This is a genomic window from Pseudomonas sp. KnCO4, assembly GCF_045344305.1.
GTDB classification, from domain to species: domain Bacteria; phylum Pseudomonadota; class Gammaproteobacteria; order Pseudomonadales; family Pseudomonadaceae; genus Aquipseudomonas; species Aquipseudomonas anuradhapurensis.
On the sequence record NZ_CP174199.1, the window covers coordinates 3,552,970 to 3,571,855 of the forward strand.

The following is an 18,886-nucleotide window of genomic DNA, read 5'->3' on the forward strand; positions in this document are numbered from 1 at the left end:
TGACCATCGCCAGGCAGCTGAGCGAAGGCGCGGCTCCCTGCCGCGCCCGCGTGGCGATCAGTAACGCGGCGCTACAGCCTCGGCCCCCTGCGAGATGATGACCTCGACGCGGCGGTTGAGCTGGCGCGATTGCGCGTCGGCATTGGTCGCCACCGGGTACTCCTTGCCATAGCCGACGCTGGTGATACGCGCGGCCGCCACCCCCTGGCGCCGCAGGGCATTGGCCACCGCCCCGGCGCGGCGTTCGGACAACTGCTGGTTGAAGGCATCGCTACCGGTGGCGTCGGTAAACCCTTCAACCAGCACCTTGCGCTCCGGGTTGGCCAGCAGGTACTCGGCCAGTTGCCGGATGTTTCGCTGGCTGCTGCCTCGCAGCTCCGCACGGCCGGTATCGAACAACACATCACCGAAGGTCACCACGGTACCGCGCTCGGTCTGTTTGGCCTTGAGCGCCTGCAGCGCCTTCAGTTGGGCAGTGCGCACGTCCAGGCGCGCCTGGGTACGTTGCGCCTCGATACCTTGCAGGCCGGCTTCCGCCTGGCGCAGCAGGATGGTCTGCTCGGCGCTGTCGATCTTGCGCTGGGCCAGGTAGGCCAGCTGCTCGACGTCGGGCGATTTCCGGTTCTTCAGCGAAGCCCCTTCGGCCTTGCCCAGGGCGATGTAGGCTTCCTGGGTTTCCAGCGCGGCAATACGGCTGGATTCAGGCTTGCCCTGCAATACCGAGTAAGCCTCGCGGGCCTCCAGCAGGCGGGCGTTTTCTGGCGTGGCCGCGCAGCCGGCCAGCAGCAGGCCGAGTAGCGAAGCCATGGTAAACAGTGGGCGTTTCGACATGTTGGTGTCCTTCAGTGGATGACGTTCTGCGGCGCTTCGAGCATTTCCTGCCTGAGCACCTCGATGCCTTTGCGGGCAGTGTCCAGTTGCTCCTGGCGTTTGCTGGCCATGGCCTTGCGTTCGGCCAGGCGGGCATCGGCCTCGGCCTGCTCGGCCAGCCGGCGGACCAGTTCGAGGTCGTGCTGGCCGAGGGCGCGCTCCATGGCGCTGAGCTTGTCCTGGGCTGCGCGCATCTCGACCGGGGCGTATTGCGTGGCATCGGCAGACACCGCGCGATTGACCGCGCTTCGCGTCAGTTCGATCTGCTCGCTAGGCATGAGGGCGCTGGCGCAGCCGCCGAGCAACATCAGCGCGCCGACGAGCACGCTTTTGACTGTGGATCTGGCACGCATGAAGGGTCTCCTTGAATGCGTCTGCACAGGTTTCGGGCACGGCGTTGCCGCCGTTGCCGGAGTGTCGATGCAGAAGGTTGGGCATGAACCAGGATGGCGGTGAGAAGCCCGCCCGCGTCAGCGGGCCGGGCAAGGGGGCAGCGTGAAATACGTGCGGGTCATCCTGGGCTTCTTGTGGTGAAGACGCGGCCAGAGTAGTGCGAAAAGCGGGAAGCCCAAATCGGACCTATCCCTGAAAGACGTGCGATTTTTCAACAGGCAGGCAGCGTGGCGCCGGCCTCAGGCTTGGCCATGCGCCTTGAGCTTGAGCTTTTCCGTGTCCACGCGCACGAACACCGAGTCGGCGCTGACCGTCAGCACATCGCCGGCCCAGACCTCGCAGAGCACCCGCGTCTTGCGCCCGACCTCACCTTCCACGCGGGCCTTGAGCAGCAACTCGACGCCCATCGGTGTCGGTTTCAGGTAGCTCAGGTTGAGTGTGCCAGTGACGCAATCGATACGCGGCAGGCTGCCCGCTTCGCGGCCCTCGGCGCGGTAGTGGTAGGCCATCGCCGTCCAGTTGGAGTGGCAGTCCACCAGCATTGCCAGCAAACCGCCGTAGACCAGGCCGGGCCAACCGATGAAGGTGCTGTCTGGCGCATGCCGGCATAACAGATGGACGCCGTCGGCGTCCCAGTGGCTTTGCAAGTGCAGGCCGCTGGGATGGGAGCAACCGCAGCCGTAGCAGGTGCCGTCGGGGGCAGCCAAGGCCTGGAGGGAAAGGGGCTGGTCGTTCATACGCTTCCTGTGCTTGTTGGAATGGGGGCGGATAACGCCCCCATTTAAGCAGAAACATCAGGCTGGCTGGGTAACTGCCTTGCCGCGCTTCTGGGTCAATGACACCAGCAGGATGAACAGTGTGACCCCGGCGGTCATCAGCGTCTCGTAGCGGTAGGCATCGCTGAACAGCATGTAGCCCAGGACCATGACGATGGTGCCGATCACCAGCCAGGTCAGCCACGGGAACAGCCACATCTTCAGCTCCAGCTGGCGCCCTTCACGCTCGGCACGGGCACGCATGCGCAGCTGCGACACGGCAATCACCAGGTACACCAGCAAGGCGATGGCACCGGTGGTGGACAGCAGGAAGCCGAACACCTTGCCGGGGAACACATAGTTGACCAGGCAACCGGCAAAACCGGCCAAGGTCGACAACAGCACCGCCACGGTCGGTACCCCGGCGCCCGAGATGCGCTTGGTCACGCTCAGCGCCTGGTCACGGGCACCCAGCGAGTAGAGCATGCGCGACGCGGTGTACAGGCCCGAGTTCATGCAACTGGTCACGGCCACCAGCACCACCAGGTCGACCAGCAGCTTAGCACCGGGCACATTCAGCACTTCCAGCACGCGCTGGAACGACCCTACCGCTTTCAGCCCCGGGTCGTTCCAGGCCACCAGCGACACCACCAGGAAGATCGACGCCAGGTAGAAGATGGCGATGCGGTACACCACCAGGTTGGTGGCGCGGCGAATCTTGTCTTTCGGGTTGGCGGTTTCATCGGCGGCGATGGTCACGATCTCGGCGCCGAAGAACGAGAAGATGGTGATCAACACACCGCCCAGCACCGTGCCGAAGCCGTTGGGCATGAAGCCGCCGTGGTCCCACAGCCGGCTGACCCCGGACACCTCGGCCAGCGGCCAGGCGCCGAACACCGCCAGGCTGCAGACCACGATGAAGGCGATGATCGCCACCACTTTGACCAGGGCGAACCAGTACTCGAAGGCACCGAAGTTCTTCACGCTGATCAGGTTGGTAGCCGACAGCACCAGCATGATCAGGAAGGCGAACAGCCAGGACGGCACCGCGGGGAAGTAGGCATGCAGGATATCGGCGCCGGCAATCGCCTCGACCGGGATGATCAGCACCCAGAACCACCAGTACAGCCAGCCGATGGTGAAGCCGGCCCAGGGGCCGATGGCTTCGGAGGCATAGGTGGAGAACGAGCCGCTATTGGGGTTGGCGATGGCCATTTCGCCGAGCATGCGCATGACCAGCAGCACCAGCAGGCCGGTCATGGCGTAGGAAATGAGGATGGCCGGGCCAGCGGTGGCGATGGCGTTGGAAGAGCCGATGAACAGGCCGGCGCCAATGATGCCGGCGATGGAAATCATGGAAACCTGACGGGAAGTCAGGCCGTGCTGCAAGGAGCGCTGTTTGTTGTTGTGTAGCGAAGCCATGAACAACCCTCGAATGGCTCGGCCGCGGCAAAGCGGCGGAAGATTGAAGCAGAATTCTTGTCAATTTCTGATGTTGGTTATTGTTGTTTTGCAGATGCTGGAAAAACCACTGACCTCCTCTTCGCACAACCGGTTGTCATCGTTGATCGAGGTCAGTATTAATCTATAGGGCGGGGTCAACAAACGACCTTTTCGAAACACATGATTCCATTACGGAATGAACTCCTTCCTTTTTTGCTCGGTATCTGCCCCTCATGTCCAAACGCCTGATGCCTTCGACCACCGCCCTCCAGTGCTTCGAAGCGGCCGCGCGCCACCTCAGCTTCACCCGCGCGGCGCAGGAACTGCACCTGACCCAAAGCGCGGTCAGCAAGCAGGTGGCACAGCTCGAGGACATGCTGGCGCACTCGCTGTTCCAGCGCATTCGCCGCCGCCTGCACCTGACCCCTGCCGGTGCGCTGTACCTCACCGAAGTGAACAAGATCCTCACCCAGATCGACATGTCCAGCCGCTACATCCTCAGCTACGGCGACGAGACCGAAGTGCTGCGCATCGCCACCCAGCCCACCTTCGGTGCGCGCTGGCTGGTGCCGCGGCTGAAGGGGTTTGGTGACCGCCACCCGCGCATTCACCTGGACATCCGCAACGAGCTGGAGCCATTCGACCTGGTCCAGGCCAAGGCCGACATCGCCTTCTTCTTCGGCCAGGGCACCTGGCCCGGGGCAACCTGCATCGAGCTGTTCAGCGAAGAGGTGGTACCGGTGTGCAGCCCGCAGCTGCTGGCCAGCCACCGGTTCGACAGTGCCCAGGCACTGACCGAACACCGCCTGCTGCAATGCGTGTCGCGCCCGGAGGCCTGGCACGAATGGTTCCTGGGGCTGGGCCTGCACAGCCAGAACAGCTACCACGGGCCGCGTTTCGACACGTTCTACCTGTGCATTCGCGCGGCCATCGCCGGCTGCGGCATCGCCTTGATCCCGCGCTACCTGGTGGCCGAAGAGCTGAGCGAGGGCAAGCTGGTGGTGGCCTGGGATCACCCGGTGGCGAGCAATGGCCGGCACTTCATCGCGCATGCCGAGCATGCCGCCGAAGTGCCCAAGATCCGGGCCTTTGTGCAGTGGATCCGGGAGCGGGTGGCTGAAGGGGATTGATTTGGCCTGTACCGGCCTCTTCGCGGGCGTGCCCGCTCCCACAGGTACTGCACAGTATCCGAACCAGTGGTGATCCTGGGGGAGCGGGCACGCCCGCGAAGAGGCCGGCACAGCCAACACAACTCAACGCCCAGATCAGGAATCCATGGAATGATCCCAATCAAATAATTCGTTTGCGGAATAACCTGCCGACACGCTTGGATAGTAAGAAACTCGAACAAGGTCCCGCGTGCCCATGAACCAGGAAAGTATCAGCCAGTCCATTGCCATCGTTCATCCGATCACACTTTCCCATGGCCGTAATGCCGAAGTCTGGGACACCGACGGCAACCGCTACATCGACTTCGTCGGCGGTATCGGTGTGCTCAACCTGGGCCACTGCAACCCGGCGGTGGTCGAGGCGATCCAGGCCCAGGCCAGCCGCCTGACCCACTCCGCCTTCAACGCCGCCCCACACGGCCCGTACCTGGCGTTGATGGAGCAACTGAGCGAGTTCGTGCCGGTCAGCTACGCACTGGCCGGCATGCTCACCAACAGCGGCGCGGAAGCGGCGGAGAACGCCCTGAAAGTGGCTCGCGGTGCCACCGGCAAGCGCGCCATCATCGCCTTCGATGGCGCCTTCCACGGCCGCACCCTGGCCACCCTGAACCTCAACGGCAAGGTTGCCCCTTACAAGCAACGGGTCGGTGAACTGCCCGGGCCGGTCTACCACCTGCCCTACCCCAGCGCCGACACCGGGGTTACCTGCGAACAGGCGCTCAAGGCCATGGAGCGCCTGTTCAGCGTCGAACTGGCGGTGGAGGACGTGGCTGCGTTCATCCTCGAGCCAGTCCAGGGCGAAGGTGGCTTCCTCGCCCTTGATCCTGCTTTCGCCCAGGCCCTGCGCCGCTTCTGCGACGAACACGGCATCCTGGTCATCATCGACGAGATCCAGTCGGGCTTCGGCCGCACCGGCCAGCGCTTCGCCTTCCCCCGCCTGGGCATCGAGCCAGACCTGCTGTTGTTGGCCAAGAGCATTGCCGGTGGCATGCCGCTGGGCGCGGTGGTCGGGCGCAAGGAATTGCTCGCGGCACTGCCCAAGGGCGGCCTGGGTGGCACCTATTCGGGCAACCCGATCGCCTGCGCGGCGGCCCTGGCCAGCCTGGCGCAGATGAGCGACGAAAACATCGCCACCTGGGGTGAGCGCCAGGAGCAGGCGATCGTGCGACGTTTCGAGCGTTGGAAGGCCACGGGCCTGAGCCAGTTCATCGGGCGCCTGACCGGTGTCGGCGCGATGCGCGGCATCGAGCTGGTGAATGCCGACGGCAGCCCGGCGCCAGCGCAACTGGCCAAGGTGATGGAAGCGGCACGTGCCAAAGGGCTGTTGCTGATGCCCAGCGGCAAGGCGCGGCACATCATCCGCCTGCTGGCGCCGCTGACCATCGAAGCCGCAGTGCTCGAGGAAGGCCTGGACATTCTCGAGCAGTGCCTGGCGGAGCTGGGCTGAAGGTTACAGGCCGAGCTCCTGCGGCGTGAGCATGTCGGACTCGAAGGCAATCCAGCCGCCTTCGAGTTCGGCGTGGCCGTTGACGATCGGGCCGTAATAGGTCAGGCCGTTTTCCAGGGTCACGCAGATGTGCGTGGCGTTCTTTTCCGGGGCTGCGAGCGTACCGACGAAATGCACCTTCTTCAGCGTTTCGGTGACGGCCTCCAGGCCAACGCGCATGCCCGGGTTCTCCGAGGCTTCGGCGTCGCCGCCACGGTCTTCGGCGCTGACGGTGATGGTTGCGATGTACGGGTACTGGGTGCTCAAACGGGGTTACCTCTGTGGGTGTGTAGGCGTATGGGCGCGTAGAGTACGGCAGGTGGTCTCTATTGTCTCTACTGGCCTCTTCGCGGGCACGCCCGCTCCCACAGGAAGGTGCATGGTACCTGTGGGAGCGGGCGCGCCCGCGAAGAGGTCAGACCTGCAAAAGGTGATCTATAGGGCCCGATCTGTTAGGGTGCCCGCCGATGCACGCCACCTACACGAGGATCCCCGAGTGAGCGCCGAAGAACCCCTGATCGCCGACCTGTTCGAAGTCGACAAACGCCTGTCCCTCAAGCCTGTGGTGGACTTCAACAGCTACCTGCGCAATGCCTTCGGCGAAGGCCCGTGCCGCTGCCATCGCTGCGCCGAAGGTGGCGAGCAGAGCAGCTACAGCCATACCCACACCTTCACCTTCGACGGCCGCCCGTGGCACCGCCGCTTCGCCAGCACCGCCGCCAGCGACGTCGCCCAGGCACTGAAAAAGGCCTGGCTGTCGTACACCAAGGCCGACCTCAACCTGGTCGGCAACCTGGACCTGGCCACCCTCAAGACCTTCACCGAAGCCGCCCTGCACACTCGCCTGCTGGCCCTGCTGCCGGCCAGCGGCCTGGCCCGCGAAGAAGATGGCCAATGGCTGCTGCTGGCCCAGGCTGACTGACAGCCGGGCGGCACGGCAGGATTCTGCCGGTCTGCTAACGTGGTGGAATCCGACCATTCGCAGGTAGTCCGCCATGGCCCGCACAACGCCTATCGAGCTGTACCGCAATATCGGCATCGTCGCTCACGTGGATGCCGGCAAGACCACCACCACCGAGCGGATCCTGTTCTACACCGGGGTCAACCACAAGATGGGCGAGGTGCACGACGGCGCCGCGACCATGGACTGGATGGCCCAGGAGCAGGAACGCGGCATCACCATCACGTCGGCGGCGACCACTGCGTTCTGGCAGGGCTCGACCAAGCAGTTCGCCCACAAGTACCGCTTCAACATCATCGACACCCCCGGCCACGTCGACTTCACCATCGAGGTGGAGCGCTCGCTGCGCGTACTGGATGGCGCAGTGGTGGTATTCAGCGGCGCCGACGGCGTCGAGCCGCAGTCCGAGACGGTGTGGCGCCAGGCCAACAAATACCATGTGCCGCGCCTGGCCTACATCAACAAGATGGACCGCCAGGGCGCCGACTTCCTGCGCGTGGTCAAACAGATCGACCAGCGCCTGGGCCATCACCCGGTGCCGATCCAGCTGGCCATCGGCAGCGAGGAAAACTTCCAGGGCCAGATCGATCTGGTGAAGATGAAAGCCATCTACTGGAACGACGCCGACCAGGGCACCAGTTATCGCGAAGAAGCCATCCCCACCGAACTGCAGGCGCTGGCCGATGAATGGCGGGCGCACATGGTCGAGGCGGCGGCCGAGGCCGATGACGAACTGCTCGGCAAGTTTCTCGAAGGCGAAGAGCTGAGCACCGAGGAGATCAAGGCCGGCTTGCGCAAGCGCACCCTGAACAACGAAATCGTACCGACCATCCTCGGCTCGTCATTCAAGAACAAGGGCGTGCCACTGATGCTCGACGCCGTCATCGACTACCTGCCGGCGCCGTCGGAAATCCCCGCCATCAAGGGCACCGACCCGGACGACGAAGAGAAACACCTGGAGCGCCACGCCGACGACAGCGAGCCATTCTCGGCCCTGGCGTTCAAGATCGCCACCGACCCGTTCGTCGGCACCCTGACCTTCGCCCGGGTCTATTCCGGCGTGCTCAGCTCCGGCAACGCGGTACTCAATTCGGTCAAGGGCAAGAAGGAACGCATCGGCCGCATGGTGCAGATGCACGCCAACCAGCGGGCGGAAATCAAGGACGTGTGCGCCGGCGATATCGCCGCACTGATCGGCATGAAGGACGTGACCACCGGCGATACCCTGTGCGACATGGACAAGCCGATCATCCTCGAGCGCATGGACTTCCCCGACCCGGTGATTTCCGTGGCCGTGGAACCGAAGACCAAGGCCGACCAGGAGAAAATGGGCATCGCCCTGGGCAAGCTGGCCCAGGAAGACCCGTCATTCCGCGTGCGCACCGACGAAGAGACCGGCCAGACCATCATCTCGGGCATGGGTGAGCTGCACCTGGATATCATCGTCGACCGCATGCGCCGCGAGTTCAACGTCGAGGCCAATATCGGCAAGCCGCAGGTGGCCTACCGCGAGAAGATCCGCAACACCTGCGAGATCGAGGGCCGCTTCGTCCGCCAGTCCGGCGGCCGTGGCCAGTACGGCCACTGCTGGATCCGCTTCGCCCCCGGCGACGAGGGCAAGGAAGGCCTGGAGTTCATCAACGAGATCGTCGGTGGCGTGGTTCCGCGCGAGTACATCCCGGCGATCCAGAAGGGAATCGAAGAGCAGATGAAGAACGGCGTGCTCGCCGGCTACCCGCTGATCAACCTGAAGGCGGCGGTGTACGACGGCTCGTACCACGATGTCGACTCCAACGAAATGGCCTACAAGATCGCTGCCTCGATGGCCACCAAGCAGTTGTCGCAGAAAGGCGGCGCGGTGTTGCTGGAGCCGGTGATGAAAGTCGAGGTGGTCACGCCGGAGGAGTACCAGGGTGACATCCTCGGCGACCTCAGCCGGCGCCGCGGGATGATCCAGGACGGTGACGAAACGCCGGCTGGCAAGGTGATCCGTGCCGAGGTGCCGCTGGGCGAGATGTTCGGCTACGCCACCTCGATGCGCTCGATGACCCAGGGCCGGGCGAGCTTCTCGATGGAGTTCACCCGCTATGCCGAGGCGCCGGCGAGCATTGCCGATGCCATCGTGAAGAAAAACCGCGGGGAATAAGTCCTTCTCTTGCACCGGCCTGTTCGCGGGCACGCCCGCTCCCACAAGGGTGAGGTGCACCCCTGATGTTGGACAAAAAAGCCAACCTCAGGGGCGCAGTGCAAGGGTCATGCAATCGCTGTGGGAGCGGGCGCGCCCGCGAACAGGCCAGCCCAGGCAACAGCCCTTCTCAGTGCTGCTCCCCGGCCCGCTTCAACAGCTTCTTGCAGCGCTCCGACAAATGCACCACACGCAGATGCTTGCCCGCCTTGGCATAGCGCTCGCGCAAGGTCTGCAAAGCCGCAATCGCCGAGTAATCGACAAAGCTCAGATGCTGGCAGTCCAGCGTGACCTGGACCGGGTCGTTGGCGCTGTCGAACTGTTCGAGGAAGGCGGTGGTCGAGGCAAAGAACAGCGTGCCATGCAGCCGGTAATGCTTGCCCCCCTCGCCGTCTTCGTGGCTGTCGGCATACAACTCCCGCGCATGCTGCCAGGCAAAGTTCAGCGCGGCGATGATGATGCCGAACAGCACCGCCACGGCCAGGTCGGTGAACACCGTGACCACGGTTACCGCAATGATCGCCAGCACATCGTTCAGCGGCACCTTGTGCAACACCCGCAGCGACGCCCAGGCAAAGGTCTGCTGCGCCACCACGAACATCACCCCGACCAGCGCCGCCAGCGGAATGCGCTCGATCAGCGGGGCCAGGAACAACACGAACAGCAGCACCATCACCCCGGCCACCACGCCCGATAGCCGCCCACGGCCATTGGAGCTGAGGTTGATCACCGTCTGCCCGATCATCGCGCAACCGCCCATGCCGCCGCACAGGCCGGACACCATGTTGGCCGCGCCAAGGGCCACGCATTCGCGGTCCGGGAAGCCGCGGCTTTCGGTGATTTCATCGGTGAGGTTGAGGGTAAGCAGGGTTTCCAGCAGGCCGACCATGGCCATCAGCAGCGCATACGGCGCGACGATCTTCAGCGTTTCTAGGTTCCACGGCACGTCCGGCAGGGCCAGCTGCGGCAGGCCGCCGGCAATCTGCGCCATGTCGCCCAGGGTGCGGGTAGGCAGGCCGAGCAGGTACACCAGCAAGCCGACACCAAGGATCGCCACCAGCGCCGGCGGCACCGCACGGGTCAGCTTCGGCAGCAGGTAGACCACCAGCATGGTCAACGCCACCAGCCCGACCATCAGGTACAGCGGGGTACCAGTGAGCCACTGGCCACCTTGCTTGAAGTGTTCCAGTTGGGCCAGGGCGATGACAATCGCCAGGCCGTTGACGAAACCGAGCATCACCGGGTACGGCACCAGGCGCACCAGCTTGCCCAGGCGCAGCAAGCCGAACAGGATCATCACCGCGCCACCCAGCAGTACCGTCGCCAGCAGGTACTGCACACCGTGTTGCACCACCAGGGCGACGATCACCACCGCCATCGAGCCGGCCGCGCCGGAAATCATCCCCGGGCGGCCGCCGAACAGCGCCGTCAGGGTGCAGATGATGAACGCCCCGTACAGGCCCATCAGCGGGTTGAGATGGGCCACCAGGGCGAACGCGATGCATTCGGGCACCAAGGCGAACGAAGTGGTCAGGCCGGCGAGCAGGTCGGCGCGGAGTCGGGCGGGTTTCATGGGGATCCTGTGGTGCAGTCCGGGGCGGACGGGGAAAAACGAGGGGCGCGATGTTACGGAATTTGTCTGCCAGCAGCCACCGTTCAGCGCACCCGGTCCCGGCTTTGTATGGCCAGGTCCAGTGCCCGCTGCATGTCCAGGCGCGCCGAGCGCCCCAGGTCGGGGTGGTCCAGCCGCCCGCCGCGTTCCGACGGCAGTATCGGCGCGGTCAGGTCTTCGGCATCCATGGCCTCGAAGTCCTGTTCGCTGCCCAGGGTCAGGGCGCTGCGCCGCAACAGCATGCGCACCTGCTGCGGGGTCAGGGCCGGGTTGATCGCCAGCATGGTCGCCACGGTGGCCGTGACCAACGGCGTGGCGTATGACGTGCCGCAGTGCGGCCGATCGGCGGCGACCGGGCGAATGCACGCGGCAGCACTGATATCCACGCGCATGTCGATGTTCGAGCTGTGGCGCTTGCGGACATGCCGAGGGTCTTCGACCGGCACCGCCTGGTCACTGCGCTGATGCCCGCCCACCACCAGCAACTGCTCGGTGACGAACGAGGAAGGCAGCCGATATTCATCGGTGCCCGACCAGGACGCACCATTGCCGGCCGAGTTCACCACCAGCACATCGGGATGCTTGGCCCGCAGCCAGAGGAAGAATTCTTCGAGCAACTCTTCATAGCCACTCATCGCCAGCCCGGAGCGCACCAGTGACTCGACCTCATCCCCCTGCACGTTCTTCGCCCCGACCCGGTGGATGCCCCAGCTCCAGTTCAACACCCGCACGCCGTCTTCGACCAGGTTTACCGAGGCAGCGATATTGGCGGTGATCCCGGCATCCGAGTTGCGCCCGACAATTACCTCGAAACCCGGACTGTGCTGGCCCAGCCCGGGCAGGAAGCCTTGCCCCCGGGCCGCCAGGATGCCGGCCACATGGCTGCCATGGCTGCCCGGGCGATCGCCGTCGGGGCCATACAGGCAGGTCTGCCCCTTGTTGCAAGCACCCCGGTAGGCGCTGAAGGGCGGCGCGTCGAAGTCCACCTCGCGCTCGATCACGCCCACCCGTACGGGCTGCACCGGCACCCCGGAAGCAGGGATGCGGCGCTGGTAGAAGTACAACGCATCCATGAAACGGTTGGCAGCCCATTCGTCTGCCTGGTCGATGGTCGGCTGGCCGCTGCCTTCGCCCTCCTCGCCGCGTTCGGGTGCGGACTCCTCGACGATCACCGCATCCACGCTGACCTCGGTGCCGAGGCGCAGGACCAGCGCATCGCGCTGCACCAGGTCGCGCGCCGGCAAGCGCAGCTGGTAGACATTGAGCGGCGGGATGGCACCGACCACCTGGGCACCGTACTTGTCGGCAATGCGCCGGGCTTCAGCGGCGCCATCGTGTTTTTCCTCGATCAACAGGCTGACCAGGTCGAGGTAGGTGGTCAGGCCATCCATGTTCTTCGCCACTTCGCCAGGCCCTGCGGCAACCACGTGGCTGCGCTGTCGAGTCAACCAGACGGCGTTGCTGGTCCGCTCGCCGTCTTGCAGCCACAGCGGCGCGCTGCGTTGCTCGTCCTTGGCCAGGGTCAGCCTCAGCGTGTCGCCAAGCCGCTCGATGCCAGCCTGCTCGAGTTGCGTCTCGCCGAGGCGGACAATCGGCACACTGGCCCCCAGGCCCTCGGCTCGCACGCACCATTGCTGTTCAGCTTCGCCCAACAGGTCGCCGCAACGCTGCAGTTGCGTGATGCGCAGCGTGTCCGCTTGCGCCGACACGGCACAACTGAAGATCATCATCAGCATGATGACATGGCGCTTCATGCAATCAGCCCCCCGCCTTTCCTGACATTGCGACTGCCCAACCAGCGCCAAGGTTCAGCTGCATGAACAGCAACTTGTGACCTGGGCCCGGCACAAGCGCTACAAATTTGCCATCATGTTGATTCCAACCGCGGAGATCATCCACATGCCGCTACGCCCCCTTTTCGCCTCGCTGCTGCTGGCCACCAGCCTTACCGTCCACGCCGCCACCGAGGTCGTGCCGCTGCAGCACCGCAGCAGCGCCGAACTGCTGCCGGCAGCGCAGGCGTTCCTCGGCAAGGACGGCAGCGTCACTGCCTTCGAGAACAAGCTGATCGTCAACGCCAGCGCCGAGCGCATCGACGACCTGCGCGCCCTGCTGCAACAACTGGACACTGCGCCCAAGCGCCTGCTGATCAGCGTCGACAACAATGACAGCAACTTCCAGGACAACCGCGGCAACGCGCGCGTCATCTACTACGGCACCAGCAACCGCGACGGTGGCATGCAACAGGTGCAGGCCAGCGAAGGCCAGCCGGCACTGATCCAGGTTGGCCAGAGCATCCCGGTTACCAGCACCAGCACCGACAGCTACGGGCGCTTCCAGAGCAACACCGAATACCGCAACGTGACCCAGGGTTTCTACGTTACGCCAAGCCTGAGCGGCGATACGGTTCGTCTGCAAATAAGCACCAATAATGACCGCATCAGCCAGGAACGTGCCGATGTAGTGAAAGTACAGAGCACCGACACGACGGTCACCGGCAAGCTGGGTGAGTGGATCACCCTGGCCGGGTTCAACCAGCAGAGCCAAGCCGAGCGCAGTGCCTCCAGCCACAGTTACAGCACCCAGCGCGGTGAAAACATGACTTTGCGGGTAAAAGTCGACCTGGTCGACTGATCCCAGGCAATTCAAGGCCTCGACCAAAGGCCTTGAAACTGACTGCCGAGTCGTATTAGACCAAAGATGTAGTAAGCACAAAAAAGCACTACAAAACATTTGACAGGGTCTTTTTGCCAAGGGCATGATGGCCTCGCTCCCGCTAATCAGGGGCCCTGGCAAGGGCCTTCGAGGCGCGCTCCTCCCACCCCTGGGGGCGCCTCGTGTCTATACGGCCCACAAGGCGGTTCGACGGGATTGCGACTGCAACGAAGAAGTTGTCCCGAGGGACGGAAGCGCATCACCGCAGTACTGGCAATCGCGTAGCACCGCAGCAAGGCAACCACGAGCCGACCTGCCGGAGTTCCTTGCGCCTGGCCTGCATCCCCTTCCCCTTCGAGCCTTCACGTTCGCCGCCGCACTTCCACGAACAGGACAGCCGCCAGCTTCCCTGATCGGCCCCGAGCATCAGCACAATTACCCCAAGATCGATGCGACGAGGTTTATTTCCATGGCACTGACACGCGAACAGCAAATTGCAGCCCTCGAGAAAGACTGGGCCGAGAACCCGCGCTGGAAAGGCGTGACCCGTACCTACACCGCCGCTGATGTCGTTCGCCTGCGTGGCTCCCTGCAGCCGGAGCACACCCTGGCCCGCCTGGGTGCAGAAAAACTGTGGAAGCTGGTCACCGAAGGTGCCCACCCGTCCTTCCGCCCAGAAAAAGATTTCGTCAACTGCATGGGCGCCCTGACCGGCGGCCAGGCAGTGCAGCAGGTCAAGGCTGGTATCCAGGCCATCTACCTGTCGGGCTGGCAGGTTGCCGCCGACAACAACTCGGCCGAGTCGATGTACCCTGACCAGTCGCTGTACCCGGTCGACTCGGTGCCGACCGTGGTCAAGCGCATCAACAACGCCTTCCGCCGTGCCGACCAGATCCAGTGGAAAGCCGGCAAGAACCCGGGCGACGACGGCTACATCGATTACTTCGCACCAATCGTGGCGGACGCCGAAGCCGGTTTCGGCGGCGTGCTGAACGCCTACGAGCTGATGAAGAACATGATCGAGGCAGGCGCTGCCGGCGTGCACTTCGAAGACCAGCTGGCTTCGGTGAAGAAATGCGGCCACATGGGTGGCAAGGTACTGGTACCAACCCAGGAAGCCGTGCAGAAGCTGGTGGCCGCGCGCCTGGCCGCTGACGTGTCGGGTGTACCGACGATCATCCTGGCCCGCACCGACGCCAACGCCGCCGACCTGCTGACCAGCGACTGCGACCCGTACGACCAGCCATTCGTGGTTGGCGAGCGCACCCGCGAAGGCTTCTACAAGGTACGCGCCGGCCTCGACCAGGCCATCGCCCGCGGCCTGGCCTACGCCCCGTACGCCGACCTGATCTGGTGTGAAACGGCCAAGCCGGACCTGGACGAAGCCCGCCGCTTCGCCGAAGCGATCAAGAAGGAATACCCGGACCAGATCCTGTCGTACAACTGCTCGCCTTCGTTCAACTGGAAGAAGAACCTGGACGACGCGACCATCGCCAAGTTCCAGCGCGAGCTGTCGGCAATGGGCTACAAGCACCAGTTCATCACCCTGGCCGGCATCCACAACATGTGGCACGGCATGTTCAACCTGGCGCACGACTACGCCCGCAACGACATGACCGCCTACGTGAAGCTGCAGGAGCAGGAATTCGCCGATGCCAGCAAAGGCTACACCTTCGTGGCGCACCAGCAGGAAGTGGGCACCGGCTACTTCGACGACATGACCACCGTTATCCAGGGTGGGGCATCGTCGGTGACTGCACTGACCGGTTCGACCGAGGAAGAGCAGTTCCACTGATAGTGGGTTGCGGTTGAAGGAAGGCCCGGGGCTTGTGAAAGCCTCGGGCCTTTCTTTTTCCCATCAGCAGTACACGGAACCTGAGCGGCCTTGTGTCGCGATAGGGCTGCGCAGCAGCCCCAGCAATTTGTGCATCCGCGCCAAAATCCCGGGGCTGCTGCGCAGCCCTATCGCGACACAAGGCCGCCTACAGGGGTGATCGTGCAGTCCTGCGGTACCTCAGTGCTTCATGCCCAGCTCGGCATCATCCATCAGCGCCTTGGCCATCGCACTGAGGTAGTAGGCAGCCCAGATCATCATCGGCTTTTCTTCCATCAGGCCAGTGATGGTCAGTTCGCGCACATAGCCCATCAGTTCCGAAGATTGCTCGCGGGCGTCACGGCAGGGAATGCCTGGCTCGATGCGGAACAGCGGGTGGGTGCCGTTTTCGCCTTGGTAGAAGGTGGTTTTGCCGACGGTGAATTGGGTGTCTTCTGTGGTCATTGTTCAATTCCCTGAAAATTCTCTACTGCCTGGGCCGGCCCTTTCGCGGGTAAACCCGCTCCCACAGGTGCTGTGCAAATCTTGGCGCTTGTGATGAACCTGTGGGAGCGGGTTTACCCGCGAAGAGGCCCGCCCAGACAACACATCAAACGAGCCTTAGTGCAAAGTCCGAGGCTCTGTGTGCATCTGCGCCTGAACCAATGCCGACTCAAGCAAAGCCCGCAGCGCCTCCAGCTCATGCATCGAGGTCATCATCAGGATGGACGCCGGGGATTTGGGCTGCAGCAACAAGGCCTGATGCACCACGGTCGCCGCGCACAGTGCATAGTCGGTGGCCTGGATCAGGGTGTCTTCGAGGGAATGGGGGTTATGGGGTGGATCGGGGACAACTTTCAGCATAGCTATTTACCTTCTATGGCCGGGCACCTGCCTGCTGTCAAACAGAAGGGTGGCAGCTGTACGTGGGTTGACAGACCGGCGGAAATAGCTAAGTTCCGGCGCACGCAAGCGTGCCCGCACGTACAGCCGCCATAAAGGCGAGCCGCACACTATTTACCGTCACAGCCTGTCAAAGCTGTATCGTTGATGAGCAACGACATGCCGAGACTAGAGCGCTGCCAGAGCGGCGGCAACGGAAAATGCGCGGCAGGAGTATGTTTGGGAAATGGCCTACATGGAAGGGGACAAATCTGCTTTATGCGGAAATTCGGCAGCGCCTGCGCCGGCCTCTTCGCGGGCGCGCCCGCTCCCACAAGTACTGCGCAATTGTTGAAGACTGAGGTGATCCTGTGGGAGCGGGCATGCCCGCGAAAGGGCCGGTACAGGCCAAAGCAAAACCCAGGATCAGGTCTATGCTTGAGGCAGCATCGCAGCAAGGACCGCCCATGCCCCGCCAAAGCTCCCTGACCCTGCTCGCCCTGACCACCGCTGCCCTCTATATATATGCACTGGCCAGCGACAACACCCTGCTCGCCCTGCTGGCCAAGCCCGTTCCGGTATTGGTGCTGATCGCCTGGCTGCGCAGCGCACCGGCCACACCTTATCGCCACTGGATCACCCTCGGCCTGGCGCTGTCGGTGCTCGGCGACATCCTGCTGGCGATACCCAGCGACCTGTTCGTGTTCGGCCTGGCCGCCTTCCTCTGTGCCCACCTGGCCTATCTGCGCGCCTACTGCAGCAGAACCTTGCGCCCAGCCTGGCCCGCACTGCTGCTGAGTACAATCACCGGCCTCACCTTGTTCGCCGTGCTTGCCAGGCAGGGCCTTGGGCCGCTGCTGCTTCCGGTGTCGGCCTACGCCCTGGCCATCAGCGCCATGCTCTGGCGCGCTCTGGCCGGCGGTGGACTCGCCGCACTAGGCGCCGGCCTGTTCGTCTGCTCCGACAGCCTGATCGGCATCGACCGCTTCGTCAGCCCGTTCGCTGCCGCACCGTACCTGATCATCCTCACCTACTGGCTCGGCCAGTGGGCAATCGCTTCATCGGCCAGTCATCGGCCAATCGGTAAAGTATTGACCCAGAGCGGTGCGAGCGGTGTCGGAAGTTGCTAGAACAGGCGTTTTTCGCGTTTGCAAGTAGGGGCAACCGCCAGATGAACTTTTCAAGGTCCAGAACAGCCGAATTACCAGGGATCAGTTCAAATGATATCAATTATCATTACGAAGTTTGTCCTTCGTTACCAGCGGCAAGAAACATAATTAACAAAACCGCATGCAATGCCCTAACCTCAAGGCTTTCAGCCGGTTACGCGCGGGTTTTGTACTTAATCCTACGAATAAATTTGCGACAGAAATTTTACTTGCACCGGGTTTACCCATAAAATCAGCCCGATTGATTCAGCTGCGACATTTGGTCACTGCACGTGCGACACCAGGTCGCCGCTCTACACTTATTTCAGACTGCAGAGCTGGGTCTCTGTATAAGGATTTCTAGCATGTCCGATTCGGCAGGACTCATCGCCCACAACTGGGGCTTTGCCATCTTCCTCCTGGGTGTCGTCGGCCTGTGCGCCTTCATGCTCGGCCTGTCCAGCCTGCTCGGTAGCAAGGCCTGGGGCCGCGCCAAGAACGAACCCTTCGAATCCGGCATGCTGCCCGTCGGCAGCGCCCGCCTGCGCCTGTCCGCCAAATTCTATCTGGTCGCGATGCTGTTCGTGATCTTCGATATCGAAGCCCTCTTTCTCTTTGCATGGTCTGTGTCCGTCCGCGAAAGCGGCTGGACCGGATTCGTCGAAGCACTCGTTTTCATAGCAATTCTGTTGGCAGGTCTTGTCTACCTTTGGCGCGTCGGGGCACTTGATTGGGCTCCCGAAGGTCGCCGCAAGCGGCAAGCGAAGCTGAAACAATGAGGCTTTGGCATGCAATACAATCTCACCAGAATCGATCCGGATGCGCCCAACGAGCAGTACCCGGTCGGTGAACGGGAAACCGTCACCGATCAACTGCTGGAGGACCAGGTCCACAAGAACATCTTCATGGGCAAGCTCGAAGATGTACTGCGTGGCGCGGTCAACTGGGGTCGCAAGAACTCCCTCTGGCCGTACAACTTCGGCCTGTCCTGCTGCTACGTGGAAATGACCACGGCCTTCACGGCTCCCCACGACATCGCCCGCTTCGGCGCCGAAGTCATCCGGGCCTCGCCGCGTCAGGCCGACTTCATGGTCATCGCCGGTACCTGTTTCGTCAAAATGGCGCCGATCATCCAGCGCCTGTACGAGCAGATGCTCGAGCCGAAATGGGTCATTTCCATGGGTTCGTGTGCCAACTCCGGTGGCATGTACGACATCTACTCGGTCGTTCAGGGGGTCGACAAGTTCCTCCCCGTGGACGTCTATGTGCCCGGCTGCCCGCCGCGCCCTGAGGCTTTCCTGCAAGGCTTGATGCTGCTGCAGGAGTCGATCGGCCAAGAACGACGCCCGCTTTCCTGGGTTGTTGGTGATCAAGGCATCTACCGTGCCGAGATGCCAGCCCAGAAGGACCTGCGTCGTGAGCAGCGCATCGCCGTAACCAACCTGCGCAGCCCCGACGAAGTCTGATCCAGCGACCTGCCGCCCGCTCCCCTGGAGCCGGCGGCCTGGCTTCAT

At 63.4% G+C, this 18,886-nt stretch carries 18 protein-coding genes; 9 read left to right on the forward strand and 9 right to left on the reverse strand.

The genetic code is table 11. The features are described 5' to 3' along the window. Positions 1-57: 57 nt before the first annotated feature. The 4 genes from ACJA3S_RS16650 to ACJA3S_RS16665 all read right to left on the reverse strand — a co-directional run bounded on the left by ACJA3S_RS16650 (position 58) and on the right by ACJA3S_RS16665 (position 3,440). Complete coding sequence (locus ACJA3S_RS16650; protein ID WP_406819332.1) at positions 58-831, reverse strand: OmpA family protein; 774 nt, start codon at positions 829-831, stop codon at positions 58-60. Positions 832-842: 11 nt separating this feature from the next. Then, positions 843-1,223, reverse strand: coding sequence for a DUF4398 domain-containing protein (locus ACJA3S_RS16655; protein ID WP_406819333.1), 381 nt, complete (start codon positions 1,221-1,223; stop codon positions 843-845). Positions 1,224-1,502: 279 nt separating this feature from the next. Further along, a complete protein-coding gene (locus ACJA3S_RS16660; RefSeq protein WP_406819334.1) occupies positions 1,503-2,000 on the reverse strand; it encodes a PaaI family thioesterase in 498 nt (165 codons plus the stop codon). A 57-nt stretch (positions 2,001-2,057) separates the two neighbouring features. Beyond that, positions 2,058-3,440, reverse strand: a complete 1,383-nt coding sequence (locus tag ACJA3S_RS16665; RefSeq protein ID WP_406819335.1) for an amino acid permease — start codon at positions 3,438-3,440, stop codon at positions 2,058-2,060. A 254-nt stretch (positions 3,441-3,694) separates the two neighbouring features. On the opposite strand from ACJA3S_RS16665, the gene gcvA reads away from it, so the two are divergent. Together gcvA and ACJA3S_RS16675 are read left to right on the forward strand one after the other, a co-directional pair. Continuing rightward, on the forward strand, positions 3,695-4,591 hold the full coding sequence (gene gcvA / locus ACJA3S_RS16670; protein WP_406819336.1) for a transcriptional regulator GcvA: 897 nt from the start codon (positions 3,695-3,697) through the stop codon (positions 4,589-4,591). Positions 4,592-4,826: 235 nt separating this feature from the next. Beyond that, complete coding sequence (locus ACJA3S_RS16675) at positions 4,827-6,077, forward strand: aspartate aminotransferase family protein (RefSeq protein WP_406819337.1); 1,251 nt, start codon at positions 4,827-4,829, stop codon at positions 6,075-6,077. A gap of 3 nt (positions 6,078-6,080) precedes the next feature. Here ACJA3S_RS16675 and ACJA3S_RS16680 read toward each other — a convergent pair whose 3' ends face one another. Continuing rightward, positions 6,081-6,383: a hypothetical protein gene (locus ACJA3S_RS16680; protein ID WP_406819338.1), complete on the reverse strand. Its 303-nt coding sequence runs from the start codon at positions 6,381-6,383 to the stop codon at positions 6,081-6,083. Between the two features lie 229 nt (positions 6,384-6,612). Here ACJA3S_RS16680 and ACJA3S_RS16685 point away from each other — a divergent pair, with 229 nt between their 5' ends. Both ACJA3S_RS16685 and fusA read left to right on the forward strand, forming a co-directional pair. Then, entirely contained in the window at positions 6,613-7,038 is a 426-nt protein-coding gene (locus tag ACJA3S_RS16685; RefSeq protein ID WP_406819339.1) for a hypothetical protein, read from the forward strand. Positions 7,039-7,111: 73 nt separating this feature from the next. Next, positions 7,112-9,223, forward strand: coding sequence for an elongation factor G (gene fusA, locus ACJA3S_RS16690; protein ID WP_406819340.1), 2,112 nt, complete (start codon positions 7,112-7,114; stop codon positions 9,221-9,223). Positions 9,224-9,392: 169 nt separating this feature from the next. Here fusA and ACJA3S_RS16695 read toward each other — a convergent pair whose 3' ends face one another. Further along, positions 9,393-10,835 carry a SulP family inorganic anion transporter gene (locus ACJA3S_RS16695; protein ID WP_406819341.1) on the reverse strand — a complete coding sequence of 481 codons (1,443 nt, stop codon included), beginning with the start codon at positions 10,833-10,835 and terminating at the stop codon, positions 9,393-9,395. Between the two features lie 83 nt (positions 10,836-10,918). Then, positions 10,919-12,628 (reverse strand): S8/S53 family peptidase, encoded by a 1,710-nt coding sequence (locus tag ACJA3S_RS16700; RefSeq protein ID WP_406819342.1) that lies wholly within the window; start codon positions 12,626-12,628, stop codon positions 10,919-10,921. A gap of 145 nt (positions 12,629-12,773) precedes the next feature. Between ACJA3S_RS16700 and ACJA3S_RS16705 the strand changes: the two genes are divergently transcribed. Both ACJA3S_RS16705 and aceA read left to right on the forward strand, forming a co-directional pair. After that, positions 12,774-13,508, forward strand: a complete 735-nt coding sequence (locus tag ACJA3S_RS16705) for a secretin N-terminal domain-containing protein (RefSeq protein ID WP_406819343.1) — start codon at positions 12,774-12,776, stop codon at positions 13,506-13,508. 490 nt (positions 13,509-13,998) lie between these two features. Beyond that, positions 13,999-15,324 carry an isocitrate lyase gene (gene aceA / locus ACJA3S_RS16710; RefSeq protein ID WP_170030726.1) on the forward strand — a complete coding sequence of 442 codons (1,326 nt, stop codon included), beginning with the start codon at positions 13,999-14,001 and terminating at the stop codon, positions 15,322-15,324. A gap of 219 nt (positions 15,325-15,543) precedes the next feature. Here the strand turns inward: aceA and ACJA3S_RS16715 are convergent, their stop codons facing one another. Next, the gene (locus ACJA3S_RS16715; RefSeq protein ID WP_406819344.1) at positions 15,544-15,807 is read right to left on the reverse strand and encodes a DUF3077 domain-containing protein; all 264 of its coding nucleotides are present in this window, start codon (positions 15,805-15,807) and stop codon (positions 15,544-15,546) included. A 156-nt stretch (positions 15,808-15,963) separates the two neighbouring features. Continuing rightward, positions 15,964-16,206, reverse strand: coding sequence for a hypothetical protein (locus ACJA3S_RS16720; RefSeq protein WP_406819345.1), 243 nt, complete (start codon positions 16,204-16,206; stop codon positions 15,964-15,966). Positions 16,207-16,691: 485 nt separating this feature from the next. Here ACJA3S_RS16720 and ACJA3S_RS16725 point away from each other — a divergent pair, with 485 nt between their 5' ends. The 3 genes from ACJA3S_RS16725 (at position 16,692) to ACJA3S_RS16735 (ending at position 18,838) form a co-directional block, all read left to right on the forward strand. After that, positions 16,692-17,354, forward strand: coding sequence for a lysoplasmalogenase (locus ACJA3S_RS16725; RefSeq protein ID WP_406819346.1), 663 nt, complete (start codon positions 16,692-16,694; stop codon positions 17,352-17,354). Positions 17,355-17,737: 383 nt separating this feature from the next. Beyond that, a complete protein-coding gene (locus tag ACJA3S_RS16730) occupies positions 17,738-18,151 on the forward strand; it encodes an NADH-quinone oxidoreductase subunit A (RefSeq protein WP_003251427.1) in 414 nt (137 codons plus the stop codon). A gap of 9 nt (positions 18,152-18,160) precedes the next feature. After that, positions 18,161-18,838, forward strand: coding sequence for an NADH-quinone oxidoreductase subunit B family protein (locus ACJA3S_RS16735; protein WP_003251429.1), 678 nt, complete (start codon positions 18,161-18,163; stop codon positions 18,836-18,838). The last annotated feature ends 48 nt before the right edge of the window (positions 18,839-18,886 follow it).

Coding starts and splice junctions, on each gene's coding strand:
- ACJA3S_RS16650 (WP_406819332.1), bottom strand. CDS start 831: ATGTCGAAACGCCCACTGTTTACCATGGCTTCGCTACTCGGCCTGCTG.
- ACJA3S_RS16655 (WP_406819333.1), bottom strand. CDS start 1,223: ATGCGTGCCAGATCCACAGTCAAAAGCGTGCTCGTCGGCGCGCTGATG.
- ACJA3S_RS16660 (WP_406819334.1), bottom strand. CDS start 2,000: ATGAACGACCAGCCCCTTTCCCTCCAGGCCTTGGCTGCCCCCGACGGC.
- ACJA3S_RS16665 (WP_406819335.1), bottom strand. CDS start 3,440: ATGGCTTCGCTACACAACAACAAACAGCGCTCCTTGCAGCACGGCCTG.
- gcvA (WP_406819336.1), top strand. CDS start 3,695: ATGTCCAAACGCCTGATGCCTTCGACCACCGCCCTCCAGTGCTTCGAA.
- ACJA3S_RS16675 (WP_406819337.1), top strand. CDS start 4,827: ATGAACCAGGAAAGTATCAGCCAGTCCATTGCCATCGTTCATCCGATC.
- fusA (WP_406819340.1), top strand. CDS start 7,112: ATGGCCCGCACAACGCCTATCGAGCTGTACCGCAATATCGGCATCGTC.
- ACJA3S_RS16695 (WP_406819341.1), bottom strand. CDS start 10,835: ATGAAACCCGCCCGACTCCGCGCCGACCTGCTCGCCGGCCTGACCACT.
- ACJA3S_RS16700 (WP_406819342.1), bottom strand. CDS start 12,628: ATGAAGCGCCATGTCATCATGCTGATGATGATCTTCAGTTGTGCCGTG.
- ACJA3S_RS16705 (WP_406819343.1), top strand. CDS start 12,774: ATGCCGCTACGCCCCCTTTTCGCCTCGCTGCTGCTGGCCACCAGCCTT.
- aceA (WP_170030726.1), top strand. CDS start 13,999: ATGGCACTGACACGCGAACAGCAAATTGCAGCCCTCGAGAAAGACTGG.
- ACJA3S_RS16715 (WP_406819344.1), bottom strand. CDS start 15,807: ATGACCACAGAAGACACCCAATTCACCGTCGGCAAAACCACCTTCTAC.
- ACJA3S_RS16720 (WP_406819345.1), bottom strand. CDS start 16,206: ATGCTGAAAGTTGTCCCCGATCCACCCCATAACCCCCATTCCCTCGAA.
- ACJA3S_RS16725 (WP_406819346.1), top strand. CDS start 16,692: ATGCCCCGCCAAAGCTCCCTGACCCTGCTCGCCCTGACCACCGCTGCC.
- ACJA3S_RS16730 (WP_003251427.1), top strand. CDS start 17,738: ATGTCCGATTCGGCAGGACTCATCGCCCACAACTGGGGCTTTGCCATC.
- ACJA3S_RS16735 (WP_003251429.1), top strand. CDS start 18,161: ATGCAATACAATCTCACCAGAATCGATCCGGATGCGCCCAACGAGCAG.